14 protein-coding genes and 1 pseudogene are annotated in these 15,396 nt (G+C 63.6%); 9 read left to right on the top strand and 6 right to left on the bottom strand.

Going from position 1 to position 15,396, the window contains the following annotated elements; all coding sequences use genetic code 11:
- Positions 1–39: 39 nt before the first annotated feature.
- The 4 genes from KI242_RS30035 to KI242_RS30020 all read left to right on the top strand — a co-directional run bounded on the left by KI242_RS30035 (position 40) and on the right by KI242_RS30020 (position 4,152).
- Complete coding sequence (locus KI242_RS30035; protein WP_015637412.1) at positions 40–1,134, top strand: polyamine ABC transporter substrate-binding protein; 1,095 nt, start codon at positions 40–42, stop codon at positions 1,132–1,134.
- Positions 1,135–1,205: 71 nt separating this feature from the next.
- Entirely contained in the window at positions 1,206–2,348 is a 1,143-nt protein-coding gene (potA, locus tag KI242_RS30030) for a polyamine ABC transporter ATP-binding protein (RefSeq protein WP_041120308.1), read from the top strand.
- Between the two features lie 35 nt (positions 2,349–2,383).
- Positions 2,384–3,265, top strand: coding sequence for an ABC transporter permease subunit (locus KI242_RS30025; RefSeq protein ID WP_169892555.1), 882 nt, complete (start codon positions 2,384–2,386; stop codon positions 3,263–3,265).
- Positions 3,262–4,152: an ABC transporter permease subunit gene (locus KI242_RS30020; RefSeq protein ID WP_011064095.1), complete on the top strand. Its 891-nt coding sequence runs from the start codon at positions 3,262–3,264 to the stop codon at positions 4,150–4,152. Before KI242_RS30025 ends, KI242_RS30020 begins: the two co-directional genes overlap by 4 nt.
- Positions 4,153–4,300: 148 nt before the next feature.
- On the opposite strand, the gene KI242_RS30015 is transcribed toward KI242_RS30020, so the two are convergent.
- Positions 4,301–4,942, bottom strand: coding sequence for an HD domain-containing protein (locus KI242_RS30015; protein ID WP_011064094.1), 642 nt, complete (start codon positions 4,940–4,942; stop codon positions 4,301–4,303).
- Between the two features lie 205 nt (positions 4,943–5,147).
- Here KI242_RS30015 and KI242_RS30010 point away from each other — a divergent pair.
- Positions 5,148–6,115, top strand: a pseudogene (locus KI242_RS30010) (GlxA family transcriptional regulator).
- 90 nt (positions 6,116–6,205) lie between these two features.
- Here KI242_RS30010 and KI242_RS30005 read toward each other — a convergent pair.
- Together KI242_RS30005 and KI242_RS30000 are read right to left on the bottom strand one after the other, a co-directional pair.
- Positions 6,206–8,626 (bottom strand): penicillin acylase family protein, encoded by a 2,421-nt coding sequence (locus KI242_RS30005; RefSeq protein ID WP_072443521.1) that lies wholly within the window; start codon positions 8,624–8,626, stop codon positions 6,206–6,208.
- Positions 8,627–8,721: 95 nt separating this feature from the next.
- Positions 8,722–9,309: a DUF6436 domain-containing protein gene (locus KI242_RS30000; protein WP_015637409.1), complete on the bottom strand. Its 588-nt coding sequence runs from the start codon at positions 9,307–9,309 to the stop codon at positions 8,722–8,724.
- Positions 9,310–9,419: 110 nt separating this feature from the next.
- On the opposite strand from KI242_RS30000, the gene KI242_RS29995 reads away from it, so the two are divergent.
- Positions 9,420–10,358, top strand: coding sequence for an alpha/beta hydrolase (locus KI242_RS29995; RefSeq protein ID WP_041120306.1), 939 nt, complete (start codon positions 9,420–9,422; stop codon positions 10,356–10,358).
- Between the two features lie 134 nt (positions 10,359–10,492).
- On the opposite strand, the gene KI242_RS29990 is transcribed toward KI242_RS29995, so the two are convergent.
- Positions 10,493–11,245 (bottom strand): DUF2059 domain-containing protein, encoded by a 753-nt coding sequence (locus KI242_RS29990; RefSeq protein WP_015637407.1) that lies wholly within the window; start codon positions 11,243–11,245, stop codon positions 10,493–10,495.
- Positions 11,246–11,406: 161 nt separating this feature from the next.
- On the opposite strand from KI242_RS29990, the gene KI242_RS29985 reads away from it, so the two are divergent.
- Both KI242_RS29985 and KI242_RS29980 read left to right on the top strand, forming a co-directional pair.
- Positions 11,407–12,039 carry a 2OG-Fe(II) oxygenase gene (locus tag KI242_RS29985; RefSeq protein WP_011064088.1) on the top strand — a complete coding sequence of 211 codons (633 nt, stop codon included), beginning with the start codon at positions 11,407–11,409 and terminating at the stop codon, positions 12,037–12,039.
- Between the two features lie 2 nt (positions 12,040–12,041).
- On the top strand, positions 12,042–12,530 hold the full coding sequence (locus tag KI242_RS29980; protein ID WP_011064087.1) for a DUF523 domain-containing protein: 489 nt from the start codon (positions 12,042–12,044) through the stop codon (positions 12,528–12,530).
- A 149-nt stretch (positions 12,531–12,679) separates the two neighbouring features.
- Here KI242_RS29980 and KI242_RS29975 read toward each other — a convergent pair whose 3' ends face one another.
- The gene (locus tag KI242_RS29975) at positions 12,680–13,465 is read right to left on the bottom strand and encodes a transporter substrate-binding domain-containing protein (protein WP_212805775.1); all 786 of its coding nucleotides are present in this window, start codon (positions 13,463–13,465) and stop codon (positions 12,680–12,682) included.
- 132 nt (positions 13,466–13,597) lie between these two features.
- Here KI242_RS29975 and KI242_RS29970 point away from each other — a divergent pair, with 132 nt between their 5' ends.
- A complete protein-coding gene (locus tag KI242_RS29970) occupies positions 13,598–14,035 on the top strand; it encodes a DUF4399 domain-containing protein (RefSeq protein ID WP_011064085.1) in 438 nt (145 codons plus the stop codon).
- A 60-nt stretch (positions 14,036–14,095) separates the two neighbouring features.
- Here KI242_RS29970 and serA read toward each other — a convergent pair whose 3' ends face one another.
- The gene (gene serA / locus KI242_RS29965) at positions 14,096–15,325 is read right to left on the bottom strand and encodes a phosphoglycerate dehydrogenase (RefSeq protein WP_011064084.1); all 1,230 of its coding nucleotides are present in this window, start codon (positions 15,323–15,325) and stop codon (positions 14,096–14,098) included.
- Between the last annotated feature and the right edge of the window lie 71 nt (positions 15,326–15,396).

Raw genomic sequence — 15,396 nt, 5'->3', positions numbered from 1 at the left:
CGGGGCAACTTGGGCCCAACTATTTAAGAGGACCTCCACTTGCCTATTTCTTTATTTCGCAAAGCCATGCTGGCCGCCGCCGGCCTGACGCTGATGGCTGGCGTCCAGGCTGCACCGACCGTGCATATTTATAACTGGTCCGATTACATCGGTCAGAACACTCTGGCCGAGTTTGAAAAGGCCACCGGTATCAAGCCGGTGTATGACGTATTCGATTCCAATGAAACCCTGGAAGGCAAGTTGCTGGCCGGCCGTACCGGTTATGACGTGGTCGTGCCGTCCAACCACTTCCTGGGCAAGCAGATCAAGGCCGGGGCTTTCCAGAAGCTCGACAAGAGCCTGCTGACCCACTATTCGAACCTTGACCCGGTACTGCTCAAGCGTCTGGAAATGAACGATCCGGGCAACCAGTACGCGGTGCCGTACCTGTGGGGTACCAACGGCATCGGCTACAACGTCGACAAGGTCAAGGCCGCCCTGGGCGTGGACAAGATCGACTCCTGGAGCGTGCTGTTCGAGCCGGAGAACATCAAGAAGCTCAACAGCTGCGGCGTGGCCTTCCTCGACTCCGCCGACGAGATGATGCCCACGGTCCTCAACTACCTGGGCCTGAACGCCAACAGCACCAACCCCCAGGACTACAAGAAGGCCGAGGCCACGTTACTGGCAGTGCGTCCTTACGTGACCTACTTCCATTCGTCCAAGTACATCTCGGACCTGGCCAACGGCAATATCTGCGTGGCCATCGGGTTTTCCGGCGATGTGTTCCAGGCCAAGGCCCGGGCCGCCGATGCCGGCAAGGGTGTGAACATCGCCTATGCGATTCCGAAGGAGGGCGGTGCCCTGTGGTTCGACATGCTGGCGATCCCCAAGGATTCGACCAACGTCAAGCAGGCCCACGCCTTCATCAACTATTTGCTGCAACCTGAAGTGATCGCTCAGGTCAGTGACTATGTCGGTTATGCCAACCCCAACCCCGGGTCGGACAAGCTGATGGAGCAGTCCATCCGCACCGACGAAGCGGTCTACCCACCGCAGGAAGTGCTCGACAAGACCTACGTGTCCACCGAGTTGCCACCCAATATCCAACGCTTGATGACCCGCAGCTGGACCAAGGTCAAGACGGGTAAATAGTTCCACAGGCTCAAACTATCCAAGGTCCGCCCGCATGGGGCGGGCTGCAAATTTTGTTGGGAGTTTCGCAAATGGCAGTTGCCTCCGGCGCCTATAAGAAAGCCCTCGAGGGCGACCAGACACCTAAGCAGGTGCTGGTCAAAATCGACCGGGTCACGAAGAAGTTCGACGAGACGGTTGCCGTGGACGATGTGTCCCTGGAAATCAAGAAGGGCGAGATCTTCGCCCTGCTCGGCGGTTCGGGTTCAGGCAAGTCCACCTTGCTGCGGATGCTGGCCGGCTTCGAACGGCCAACGGAGGGGCGAATCTTCCTCGATGGTGTAGACATCACTGACATGCCGCCCTACGAACGGCCGATCAACATGATGTTCCAGTCCTACGCCTTGTTCCCCCACATGACCGTGGCCCAGAACATCGCCTTCGGCCTCAAGCAGGACAAGATTCCTGCCGCCGAGATCGACGCCCGGGTGGCAGAGATGCTCAAGCTGGTGCAGATGAGCCAGTACGCCAAGCGCAAGCCGCACCAGCTCTCCGGCGGCCAGCGCCAGCGCGTGGCCCTGGCCCGTTCCCTGGCCAAGCGTCCCAAGCTGCTCTTGCTGGACGAGCCCATGGGCGCCCTGGACAAGAAGCTGCGCTCGCAGATGCAGTTGGAGCTGGTGGAGATCATCGAGCGCGTGGGCGTGACCTGCGTAATGGTGACCCACGACCAGGAAGAGGCCATGACCATGGCCGAACGCATCGCCATCATGCACCTGGGCTGGATCGCCCAGATCGGCAGCCCGATCGACATCTACGAGACCCCGGTCAGCCGCCTGGTCTGCGAATTCATCGGCAACGTCAACATCTTCGAGGGTGAAGTGGTGGACGATGCCGAGGGCCACGCCCTGATCACCTGCAAGGACCTGGACCGCAGCATCTATGTCGGCCACGGCATCAGCACTTCGGTGCAGGACAAATCGGTGACCTACGCGATCCGCCCGGAAAAGCTCCTGGTGACTGCCGAGATGCCGACCTGCGAGTACAACTGGTCCAGCGGCAAGGTCCACGACATTGCCTACCTGGGCGGCCACTCGGTGTTCTACGTCGAGCTGCCGAGCGGCAAACTGGTGCAATCCTTCGTCGCCAACGCCGAGCGCCGTGGTGCGCGGCCGACCTGGGGTGACCAGGTCTACGTCTGGTGGGAAGACGACAGCGGCGTGGTACTGCGCTCATGAACATGCGAAAGCTCAAGCGCCGACTCAATCGAATAATTCCCGGTGGCCGTCAGCTGGTCATCGGGGTTCCGTTCATCTGGCTGTTCCTGTTCTTCATGCTGCCGTTCTTCATCGTCCTGAAGATCAGCTTCGCCGAAGCGGACGTGGCCATTCCGCCGTACACCGAGATCTACAGCTACGTCGACCAGAAGCTGCAGTTGCTGCTGAACCTGGGCAACTACGCGATGCTCGGCGACGACGAACTCTATATCGCCGCCTACCTCGGTTCGCTGAAGATGGCGTTCTTCAGCACCATCCTCTGCCTGCTGATCGGCTACCCGATGGCCTACGCCATCGCCAGTGCCCGCAAGGAATTGCAGACGGTGCTGGTGCTGCTGATCATGATGCCGACCTGGACCGCGATCCTGATCCGCGTCTATGCCTGGATGGGCATTCTCAGCAACAACGGCCTGCTCAATGGCTTCCTGATGTCCATGGGCTGGATCAACGAGCCGCTGCAGATCCTCAACACCAACATCGCGGTGTATATCGGTGTGGTCTATTCCTACCTGCCGTTCATGATCCTGCCGCTGTACGCGAACCTGGTGAAACACGACACCAGCCTGCTGGAGGCCGCGGCCGACCTGGGTTCGAGTACCTTCAACAGCTTCTGGAAAATCACCGTGCCGCTGTCCAAGAACGGCATCATCGCCGGCTGCATGCTGGTGTTCATCCCGGTGGTGGGTGAGTTCGTGATTCCGGAACTGCTGGGCGGTCCGGAAACCCTGATGATCGGCAAGGTGCTGTGGCAAGAGTTCTTCAACAACCGTGACTGGCCGGTGGCATCCGCCCTGGCGGTGGTGATGCTGGCGATCCTGATTGTGCCGATCATCCTGTTCAACCGCAGTCAGGCCAAGGAAATGGAGGGCAAGGAATGAAGCGCTTCAGTTTCTCCAGCCTGATGCTGGTGCTCGGCCTTTTGTTCATCTACCTGCCGATGCTGATCCTGGTGATCTACTCGTTCAACGCCTCCAAGCTGGTGACGGTGTGGGGCGGCTGGTCAATCAAGTGGTACATCGGCCTGCTGGATAACCAGCAACTGATGGGCTCGGTGATGCGCTCCCTGGAAATCGCCTGCTACACCGCTGTAGCGGCGGTGGCACTGGGCACCCTGGCGGCGTTCGTGCTGACCCGGATCACCCGCTTCAAGGGCCGTACCCTGTTCGGTGGCCTGGTCACCGCGCCGCTGGTGATGCCGGAAGTGATCACCGGTCTTTCCTTGCTGCTGCTGTTCGTGGCCATGGCCCAGGCGGTCGGCTGGCCTCAGGAGCGCGGCATCGTCACCATCTGGATCGCCCACACCACGTTCTGCGCCGCCTATGTGGCTGTGGTGGTGTCGGCCCGCCTGCGTGAGCTGGACCTGTCCATCGAAGAGGCGGCCATGGACCTGGGCGCGCGGCCGTGGAAGGTGTTCTTCCTGATCACCATCCCGATGATCGCGCCTTCGCTGGCGGCGGGCGGCATGATGTCCTTCGCCCTGTCCCTGGATGACCTGGTACTGGCCAGCTTCGTCTCCGGCCCGGGTTCCACCACCTTGCCGATGGAAGTGTTCTCGGCGGTGCGCCTGGGGGTGAAGCCGGAGATCAATGCCGTGGCCAGCCTGATCCTGCTGGCGGTGTCCCTGGTGACCTTCCTGGTCTGGTTCTTCAGCCGGCGCGCCGAAGAAGCCCGCAAGCGGGCGATCCAGCAGGCCATCGAGGAAAGCGCCGCCGATTCCTGGAAACAGCCGGACGTGCGTCGGGCCCAGGCGCCGGAAACCGCCTGACTTGCGGTTGTGTCATCAAAAAACCTCGCCCCGGTTTCCGGGAGCGAGGTTTTTTATTGGCCCTTGCCGGGGCAAGCGTCCTTCAGAAGGGGATTGGGCTTGCGGGTCTCTTCGCTGGCCAGCCAGCTCCTGCAGCGCTGGTGATGGGTCAGGATTGCCAGGGTGAACGGCGAATCACCTCGACGAAATTCAACGCCTTGAACCCTGGCTGCTGGTCGGCCAGGACGTCGGTCTTGACGTTGCCGAAGGTGGTTTGCGGGCGATGGCGCAGGCCGTCGGCGAAGGCGCAGATGATGCATTCCTTGAAGCCTTCACCGCGCGGGTGGGCGTGGACCACGGCTTCACGCTGGGCCGCGGGGAACGCGGCGTAGTCGATGCCCAGCACATCCATCTCGACCCCGGCGGTGACCAGGGCCACGGTAGGGCGCAGGTGCTGGGGGATGCCTGGGGTGGTGTGCAAGGCGATGGACAGCCAGACCTGCTCGATATCGTCGGCGCTGAGGCCGTAGGGCTGGAGAAAGTCGCGTGCGGCGTTGGCGCCGTCGACTTCGAAGCGCTGGTCGGCGCTGCGCAGGCCCTCCACCAACCCCAGGTCGTGGAACATGGCGCCGACGTAGAGCAACTGCGGGTCGTAAGCCAGCTGCCGGCGTTCGCCGCTCAGGGCGCCGAACAGGAACACCCGGCGCGAGTGGTGATAAAGCAGGTCGGATTCGACATCGCGGATGTACTCGGTGGTGGCCCGGGCCAGGGCGCTGTCGGGTATCCGGATCCCGGCGATGGTGGAGCTCATGGGGCGTTCCTCGTGGCGGGCGCCGTGCTGGCGCTGGAGCCTTCAGTCTGTTACCGGCCCTTTCGGCCCACAATCGCACCGGGGCTGCGATCCCGGCCAACCTGCGTGCATTTCCTGCCAGTGCTATGTTCCCCCGAGCTTTGCTTGCGACAATTGCCCGCCGCTCGGGGTTGCCGGGCGCGGGTCATAGAGGGCTGTTTGCGCCATGGGTAGAAGCGTTGCCGTGCTGGTTTTTCCGGGTGTCCAGGCCCTCGATGTCACCGGGCCCATGGATGTGTTTTGCGAAGCCAACCGGTTTCTGCCGGCCGAGGATCATTACCGCTTGCGGGTGATTGGCGTCGAGGCTGGGGCGCAGGCCTGTTCCAATGGCCTGCTGTTGCAGGCCCATTGTTCCTTCACCCAGGCCCTGGAGCCCTTTGACCTGTTGCTGGTGGCGGGCGGCCCACAGGTGCCTGGCAGCCAGTTCAGCCCGGCCTTCTACGCCTGGCTGCGCGAGGCCTGCGCCCGGGCCAAGGGCTTCGGCTCGATCTGCAACGGCGCGTTCATCCTGGCCCGGGCCGGGTTGCTGGAAGGGCGCACGGTGACCACCCACTGGAGCGATGCGCTGGCGCTGGCTGCGCTGTGCCCGGGCACCCGGGTCGAGGCTGATCGCCTGTACGTCCAGGACGGCAGGCTGTTCACTTCGGCGGGGGTCACCGCCGGCATCGACCTGTCGCTGTACCTGCTGGCCCAGGATCATGGTGCGAGGGTGGCCCTGAGCGTGGCCAAGCGTCTGGTGGTGTTCACCCAGCGCACGGGGGGCAGTCGCAGTTCAGCCCGTTTCTGTTGCCCCAGGCCGAGACCACCTCCACCGTGGCTCGGGTCCAGCAGCATGTGCAGGACCGGTTGCAGGCGGACCTGAGCATTGCCGAGCTGGCCCGGGCGGTGAACATGAGCCCGCGCAATTTTGCCCGAGTGTTCGTTCGAGAAGCGGGGGTGACTCCGGCGGAATTTGTCGAAGGCGCGCGGATGGATGCGGCGCGGGGGATGCTCGAACGCAGCGCGGCGCCGCTCAAGACCGTGGCCTACGCCTGCGGTTTTCGCGATGCCCAGCACATGCGCAGCGTGTTCAACCGGCGCCTGGGGCTGACCCCGCAACAGTTCCGCCTGAACTTCAGCACCGTGCCCTTGTAGGAGCCGGCTTGCCGGCGAAGGCGTCCTTCAGCGGAGTGCAGGGCTTGCTGGCCTCTTCGCTGGCCAGCTCGCTTCTACACCCGCCGCTGGTCAAGGCGCCGGGACCCGGGGGCGTGCCGGCAGCAGCTTCAGGGTGCTGCGGGTGTTGGCGGTGACTTCCTCGTCGCTGAAGTGCGCCTGCTGGTAGACCCCTTCGATATAGGCTTCGGCCTGATCGTCGTAGTGCTTGTCGAACAGCACGCCACTCTGGCCCACCGGGTTGATGGTCAGGCTGTGGGCCGGGTCGGCGAAGTCGATGATGCGCCGGGTCGAGGGCCCGTAGACCACTGACCAGGGCGCCGGGCCGATCTTGGCGGTGAGGTTGTTCGGCACTTCGTGGCTGCCGGGGGCGTCCAGGGGGCCGACGTTGAACAGCCGGTCCAGGGGCTTCTGCATGCCCAGCGGGTGGCCGTGGGTCAGCGTGTGGGCCTGGCCCCAGCGCCATTGCGCCGGGTTGGCGCCCAGGGTCAGGCGCAGGTGGTCGATACTGGCGCGCCAGGCCAGCTTGACCGTGTCGGCGCGGCTTTCGCGCTGGGGCGTGGTGCGGTTGTCCCACCAGGGCGAGTCGGGGTCCGCCGCCAGCCGGGGCAGGGCGGCGTCCACCACCCGGGCCTGGATCAGGGCGTCGAAATAGGCGTCGCCGAGTTTTTCATGGAAAGTGGCATCGGCCAGGTTGAACAGGAACTGGTTGAACAGCGTCGCGCTGGTGGATTCCAGCGGATAGTCGCCCTGCCATTTCGCCAGTTGCTCCACCAGCTTCAGTTCCTCGGGGTCGCTGACTACTTCACGCAACACCGGCAACAGCGGCGCCAGCAGGCGCGGCCCGTAGGCGGTGGTGGTGCCCAACTGCAGTTTCTGGGTGTTCTCCAGGTCCCATTTCTGGCTCTTGTCGCTGAGCTGCCGATCCAGTTGCTGACCACGGTCGGCCAGGTTGTAGTAGCCGGGGATCTCCATGCCGGTGGGGGATACCGGCTGGAAGTTGGCCGAGACGATATAGCCCCGGGCCGGGTTCTCTTCCTGGGGGTTGGCGCTGAAGGGGTAGAAGCCTTCCTTGTCCGCCAGGCTGGTGCTGCCATCGAGGATGAAGGCCGGCTTGGCCCCCGCCGGGCGCTTGGGCAGGAGCGCCGCCGCCCACCAGCCGATGTCGCCCTTGGCGTTGGCCCAGACGATGTTCAGGCCCGGTGCATGGACCTTGGCGGCCGCAGCGCGGACCTTGGCCAGGGTGTCTGCGCGGTTGAGCTGGTAGAAGCCGTCGAGGATCGGGTTCGGGGTTTCCAGGAAACCCCACCACATGGCGATCGGCGCCTTGCCCACGGTGGTGCCGAGCATGTCGTTGATGATCGGGCCGTGGGGCGACTGGCGCAGGGTCAGGGTCACCGGGGCCTGGCCCTTGACGGCGATCTGCTGCTCGCTGGTGATCAGGTCCACCCACTTGTCGTGGAACCAGACCTGATTGGGGTTCTCCGGGTTGACCTTTTCGGCGATCAGGTCGAGGTCATCGTTCTGGAACATGGTCAGGCTCCAGCCGAAGTCCAGGTTGTGGCCGAGGAAGGCGAAGGGCACCAGGGCCTGGTGATGACCGTAGAGTTCAAAGCCAGGGGCCGAGAGCTGGGCCTCGTACCACACCGACGGCAGCGAGTAGCGGATATGCGGGTCGCCGGCCAGCAGCGCGCGGCCGCTCTTGGTCCGCGAGCCGGAAACCACCCAGGCATTGCTGCCCTCGAATTGCGGCAGCCCGGCTTCTTCCAGGGCTTGCTGGCTCAGGCGGGCGATTCGGCCCAGGCCCTGCCAGTCGACGGCGGCCAGTGGCGCTGAAGGTGGGGTCTTGCCCTTGGCCAGCACGCCCTTGGGCTGCCAGTCGAGGTCGAACACCTTCAGGTAGTCATTGCCCAGCTCGTCGCGGATGTAGGTCAGCAGCGGCTCGGTGCGAAAGGCCATGGCAAAGCTGTAGGCCATGAAACCGGCGACGCTGACGGTGTCTTCTGCGGTGAAAGGCCGCTTGCGGATACCCAGGACGTCGAACTCGATGGGGCTGGCGTGGCTGTCCTGATACTGGTTGATGCCGTCCAGATAGGCTTCCAGGGCCTTCCAGGCGGGTGACTGATGGTCGAGCCCGGCGATATAGCTGTCGGCCCGTTCGCGAATCCGCAGGCTGCGGAACAGTTTGTCGGTGTCCACCAGCTTGGGCCCCAGCACCTCTGCCAGCTCGCCCCGGGACAGGCGCCGCAGCACTTCCATCTGGAACAGCCGGTCCTGGGCGTGCACGTAGCCCAGGGCGCGGTACAGGTCGGCTTCGTTTTCGGCGCGAATGTGCGGCACCCCGCGTTCGTCGTAACGCACGGTGACCGAGCCTTGCAGGCCATTGAGCTCGACCTGGCCCTGACGCGTCGGCTGCTTGCTGTACAGGTAGCCGGCAAGCCCTGCCAGCAGGGCGAGGATCAGTACGGCGACGACGGTCAGGCTGCGTTTCATGCGGGCTCCTTGCTGTTGTTGTATTCAATGCCGCCTTGGGAGAGCTGCAGAGATTTAGCACAAGTCAGGGGCCCCGCGCAGGAGGCAGTCCTTGATTAGTCGCGAATGCCTTGTTCGGCCGGCCAGGGGCAGTAGCAGCCGATGGCCAGGGTGTGGGTGGCGCTGACCGGGCGATTGTCCTCAAGGGCCTGGAGGATGGGCTCGATGAAGCTGTTGCTGGAATTGCAGGTCAGGCCTTCGCTGTAGGGGCCGAAGTAGGCCAGCTTGCCGTTGCGGTCCCAGATCGCCACTGCCGGGCTGGCGGGGATCTGTTCCGCTCCGGGCACGCTGTCGAGGTGCTTCAGGCGGCTCAGGGTGGCGGGTAGCTGGCCATGGCTGCCGGGCTTCTGTACGGCATAGAACTCCACGCCCCGCGGGCCATAGGTTTCGATCAGCTCGGCCAGGTGCTGCTGGTTACCGACATTGCAGGGGCAGGCCGGGTCCCAGAAATGTACCAGGCGGATCGCCCCGGGGCCGGCCAGTTCGGCGGGCAGTTGCAACGGGTCGCCGGAGAACATCGCGGTGTGCTCGCTGAACGCCCGCAGATAGCGGCCCTGGAACCATTCGTAGGCGTTCCACAGCACCACGGCGCAGATCAGGACGAGCAGGCTGGCAAGCAGGGGCGTGCGGTAAGACTGGCGCATTAAGATCGGTCCTCGAAGGTCGCGTAGCTTGCCATGCTTGCCGCGACAGATGAATATCGCAGGCCCAGAAAGCCCGTTTTGTCGCCGGTACCCCCGCTTTGGAATTCTCTATGCCCGCCACTTTCGACCCCGACCACCTGCGTGCCAGCCTGCAACCTCTGGTCGCCGGGCAGCCTTTGTCGGTGGAGGGGCAGGCTTACCAGCGCTTCTATGGGCTGGATTTCGCCGGACGGGCGCTGGTGCCGCGCAGCCGCCTGGGGCGTTTCCAGGTGGACGGCTACGAAGTGGTGAGCCAGGTCTGGTGGCCGGAGCAGCCACGGGCCACGCTGTTTCTGTTCCACGGCTTCTACGACCACATGGGCTTGTACCGGCATGTGATCGAGTGGGCGCTGCAACGGCGTTTCGTGGTGATTTCCTGCGACCTGCCCGGGCACGGCCTTTCCAGTGGCGAGCGGGCCAGTATCGATGATTTCGCGGTGTACCAGCGGGTGCTGCAAGGCCTGTTCGCCGAGGCCCGGTCCCTGGAACTCCCCGAGCCCTGGCACCTGTTCGGGCAAAGCACCGGCGGCGCGATCATCATGGACCACCTGCTCAACCAGGGCGTCGAGAGCCCGGCCCAGGGGCAGGTGATGCTGCTCTCGCCGCTGGTGCGGCCGCGGGCCTGGGGCTGGTCGATGCTCAGTTATTACGCGCTGCGGCCCTTCGTCACCGGCATTGCCCGGCGCTTCAGCGAAAACTCCAACGACCCGGATTTCCTCGCGTTCCTGCAGGTCGACCCGTTGCAGCCGCAACGCTTGCCGACGGCCTGGGTGGGAGCGCTGTCGCGCTGGATCAAGCGCCTGGAGGCGGCGCCCCGCAGCTCCAGGCAGCCGTTGATCGTTCAGGGGGATGCGGACATGACCGTGGACTGGCAGCACAATCTGCAGGTGATTCGCGGCAAGTTCGCCGCGCCCGAGCTATTGATGCTGCCCGATGCGCGGCACCACCTGGCCAATGAAATCCCGTTGTATCGCGATCAGTACTTCGCCTTTCTGACCCAGCACCTCTAGAGATTGGTGCAGCCGCTGCCGCAGGCTGCGAACGGCCCTAAGGGACGCAAGAGCCCCAGGCTACTGCAGGCTCGTCAGGCGAGTGCCAGGCAAGGACCTGCGGGCTCGGCAGCGGTCACAGGCGAGTTGCCGGGTCAGGGGACGAGGCTGGAAGTGCTCTGGCCGACCGCCAGGCCGGCGCGAATCGCTGCCAGGGCGGCCTGGTAGTAGGCCTTGCCTTCGCTGGATTCGGCGAAGGTGGCGAACTCTTCCAGCTCCGTGTCGGACAGATCCCGATAGACGTACAGCAAGGTGTTGTTCAGGTCATTGCCGATCTGCTGCATCAGCCGCTGGCGCTGGCCGTTGAGCATGCCCTGGGCCTGGCCGCCCCCCAGCAGGCCGGGAATCATCTGGCTCAGGCTATCGGCAGCGACACCGGCAATCGCCAGGCTCACCTCTGCACCCGCTTCCCGGGCCGGCAGGGCCTGGGCCAGGTGGCCGATGATCAACTGGCGGTTGTCGCTGGCCTGCATCTTCGGCAGGCCCTGGGCGTTCTTGGCCAGCTGGTCGCGGCGGGTCGCCAGCAGTTCGGCGGCGACGATCTTGCGGCCCAGGGGCGACTGGAAGAAGGCCAGGGCCGGTGCGGGGTCCGCCAGGTTCTGCCGCAGTTGGGCCTCGGCGCGACGGTCCACGGCCTGGGGTGCGAAGCGCTGGTTGCTGTTGTCCACCAGGGCTTGATAGACCGCCGGCGGCAGGCTGCTCTGGTAGCGCTGCTGGGCGGCGCTGAGGGCATCGTTGAAATGCGCGCGCTGTTGCGCCCAACCGGCGACCTGGTACAACTGGTCGTGGCTGTCTGCCCAGGCAGGCAAGGCGCAGAAGATCAACAGTGAGAAAAGCAAACGGCGCATAAGGACTCCTGTCAGCAGGCGACTATTCTCCGGGGCAAGAGGGTGGTTGTCGAGAATTCGTATCAGCATCCCTCGGCAAACCGATGATGTGTAAGCCCATTGAAAAAAATGCTTCATCCTCCGCTCTGCGGCTCTGTCAGATTTTTCTGAGGCTGGATACTATGCGCGCCATGCAAATACCCTCTGATCATCCGCTGTTGTTGAACATTGTCGACGACCTGGCCGCCTGTGGCTGGTCGCAGCAAAATGTCTTCCTGTCCGAGGCTCTGACCCTCGAACTGGCGGCTGAGTGCCGTAAACGTGCGGCTGAAGGTGAACTGGCGCCGGCGGCGGTAGGACGCGGGCCGGCCCAGGAGATCCGCGAGGGTATTCGCGGCGACCATATCCAGTGGCTCGAGCCCGGTCAGGCCCAGGCCTGCGATAGCTACCTGGAACTGATGGACAGCCTGCGCGAGGCTCTGAACCGAGGCCTGTTCCTGGGGCTTGAAGATTTCGAATGCCATTTCGCGATGTACCCGCCGGGAGCCTTCTACAAGCGCCACGTGGATCGCTTTCGCGATGACGACCGGCGCATGGTCTCGGCGGTGGTCTACCTCAATGAGGAGTGGCTGCCCGAGCAGGGCGGGCAATTGCGCATGTACCTCAATGACCGGGGGCAATACGATGTAGTCCCTGTCGGGGGGCGGCTGGTGGTGTTTCTTTCCGGCGAAGTCCCCCATGAAGTCATGCCCGCGACCCGGGAACGCCTGTCCCTGACCGGCTGGTTCCGGCGCCGTGGTAACGAGCCGTTCTGAATATGCACAAGATCCTGGTCAGCCGCTGCCTGTTGGGCCACCGCGTACGCTACGACGGCGGTGCCAGCGGCCCGTTCGATCAACTGGCCGCCTGGCAGCAAGAGGGACGAGTGGTTGCCTTGTGTCCGGAGGTTGCTGGGGGTTTGCCCACGCCACGGGCGCCGGCGGAGATCCCCGGCGGGCAGGGTGTCGATGTGCTCGAGGGGCGGGCACCGGTGATGACCTGCGAAGGTGAAGATGTCAGCGCCCAGTTCCTGGCTGGCGCCCGCCAGGCCCTGGAACTGGTGGAAAAGCACCGGATCCGCGTTGCCGTGCTCAAGGCCCACAGCCCATCCTGCGGCAACCTGCTGACCTATGACGGCAGCTTCAGCGGGGTCAAGGTTTCGGGGGAGGGCGTCACCGCCGCGTTGCTCAAGCAGCACGGGGTGCAAGTCTTCAGCGAGCTGCAACTGCCCGAGGCCGCCAGCGCCCTGGCCGCATTGTCCTCGTAGCCGCTGCCGAGTTTTAGCGAGGCTGCGAAAAGGCCCTAAGGGCCTTGCTTGACGATTTCCCGCCGACCTCTAGCAGCCATGAAGCCCCTGCGTCCCTTCGGGCCGTTCGCAGGCTGCGGCTACAGGTCAATCCAGGCAGCTTGTGTCGTTTACTGCCCGGCTTCGGCCTTCGGCGGTTTGCTCGCGTCCATGCCGAACCATTTCTCCGACAGGGCCATCAGGCGCCCGTCGGCCTTGATCCGCTGCAAGGCGCTGTCCAGGCTCGCGCGAAACGCCGGGTTACCTTTCTGGAAGGGGATCGCCAGGCTCAGGGTCGGTCCGACCTTGGCGCCTTCTTTCACCGGCAGGCGGCTGTCGCGAATGGCGTAGGGAATCAGCAGGCGATCGCTGATGGCAGCGTCGATCTGCTTGTCCGCCACGTCCTTGATCGGCTGCTGGGCATCGGCGTAGCTGCGCAGGTTGATCCCTTCCACAGTCCGCGCCTGATCGACGAACTGGCTGCCCTGGACCACCCCCAGCGCCTGGCCGCGCAGGGCCTGCAGGGAAAACAGCGGACGCTGCTCTTCCTTGCGCACAATCAACTGCGCACTGGAATAGCTGTAGGGTTCGCTGAAATCGAAACGATCCTTGAGTTCCGGGGTCATTGCTATGTGGTTGATCGCCACGTCGAACTTGCCGCTTTCCACTCCCGGGAGCAGTTCGGCGGCCTCGGTCACCACGAAGTCCGCGCGTACGTCCAGTTCACTGGCCAGCAGTTGCCCCAACTCCACCTCGAAACCGGTGAGTTTGCCGTCGTCCTTGAAATTGAAGGGTGGCGTATCGGCTTCCAGGGCGATGCGCAGCTCGCCGCGGTCATTGATATCGTCCATCAGTTCGGCTTGAGCGCAAGTGCTCGCAAGGGGCAGCAAAAGTAACAGGCCAGGCAGGAAACGCATGGTCACTCCTTGAATTTATATGAGCGATGCGCCGTTCAGGCTCGCTTTGCTAAGGTGTTGAGTGCCTTCGACAACGAATTGCCACGAAGTTGTCATAACCGTAAAAGATTTGCGGAAAAACTGGAGAAGATAATGAAAATTTTTATGTCGCGTGCTGCTTTGGCCGGTCTGTTGCTGGGAACCTCGATGCTGGCCGGTGCAGCGGAAATTCCGCGTACCGAGGCACCTGCCGGCGCCAAGGTGACTATCGTTTCCCCGGCCGACGGGGCCACCGTGGACAAGACCTTCAAGGTCAAGTTCGGCGTTGAAGGCATCGCCCTGGCTCCGGCGGGCGATCAGACCGCCAACACCGGCCACCATCACCTGCTGATCGATGTCGATCAGTTGCCTGCCGAGAACCTGCCGATCCCGATGGACGCCAACCACCTGCACTTCGGCAAGGCCCAGACCGAAACCGAAGTGACCCTGACCCCCGGCAAGCACACCCTGCAACTGGAACTGGGGGACAAGAACCACGTGCCTTTCAACCCGGTGATCGTTTCCAAGAAAATCACAGTAACAGTGAAATAATCGTAAACACGATAAAAAAGGGAGCCCAGAGGGCTCCCTTTTTTGTGCCGCGGTCGAGGCTTAGAACAGCACGCGGCAACGGATGGTGCCGTTGATGTGCTGCAGCTTCTCTTGCGCCAGGTCCGAGTACTCGGCGTCGACGTCGATCACCACGTAGCCGACCTTCTCGTTGGTCTGCAGGAACTGACCGGAGATGTTGATGCCGTTTTCGGCGAAGACCTTGTTGATCTCGCTCATCACGCCCGGAATGTTCTCGTGGATGTGCAGCAGACGGTGCTTGCCCGGGTGGGCCGGCAGCGCCACTTCAGGGAAGTTGACCGAGGACACCGAGGTACCGTTGTCGCTGTACTTGACCAGTTTTTCTGCCACTTCCAGGCCGATGTTGGCCTGGGCTTCAGCGGTGGAACCGCCGATGTGCGGGGTCAGGATCACGTTGTCCAGGCCGCGCAGCGGGCTTTCGAACTCTTCGTCGTTGGAGCGCGGCTCCACCGGGAATACGTCGATGGCCGCGCCGATCAGGTGCTTGTCCTTGATCGCGTCCGCCAGGGCGTCCAGCTCGACCACGGTGCCGCGGGCGGCGTTGATCAGGATGCCGCCCTTCTTGATGGCGCGGATTTCCTTCTCGCCGATCATCCACTGGGTGGCCGCGGTTTCCGGCACGTGCAGGGTGACGATGTCGGACATGCCCAGCAGTTCGTGCAGGTTGCCCACCTGGGTGGCGTTGCCCAGTGGCAGCTTGGTCACGGTGTCGTAGAAGAACACCTGCATCCCTAAGCCTTCGGCCAGGACCGACAGCTGAGTACCAATGGAGCCGTAACCGACGATACCCAGCTTCTTGCCACGGATTTCGAAGGAGTTGGCCGCGCTCTTGATCCAGCCGCCACGGTGGCAGGAAGCGTTTTTCTCGGGGATGCCGCGCAGCAGCAGGATGGCCTCGGCCAGCACCAGCTCGGCAACCGAACGGGTGTTGGAGTACGGCGCGTTGAACACCGCGATGCCGCGCTCGCGAGCGGCGGACAGGTCAACCTGGTTGGTGCCGATGCAGAAGCAGCCCACTGCGACCAGTTTCTTCGCGTGGTCGAAGATCTCTTCGGTCAGTTGAGTGCGGGAGCGAATGCCGATGAAGTGTGCATCGGCGATCTTTTCCTTGAGCTGGGCTTCCGGCAGAGAACCGGTGAGGTACTCGATGCTGGTGTAGCCGGCGGCCTTGAGGACGTCGACAGCGGATTGGTGGACGCCTTCGAGGAGAAGGAACTTGATCTTGCTCTTATCGAGAGAAGTCTTGCTCATCTGCGTAAACCTGTGTCCCGGAGAAAAATGGCAGGGAAGTGGACAGCTTGAGCTGACCTGGGCGGCACTGG

This window comes from Pseudomonas sp. Eqa60, assembly GCF_018326405.1.
Taxonomy (GTDB): Bacteria; Pseudomonadota; Gammaproteobacteria; order Pseudomonadales; family Pseudomonadaceae; genus Aquipseudomonas; species Aquipseudomonas protegens.
The sequence above is the reverse complement of the archived record's forward strand: the minus strand, read 5'-3'. Positions and strand labels throughout refer to the sequence as shown.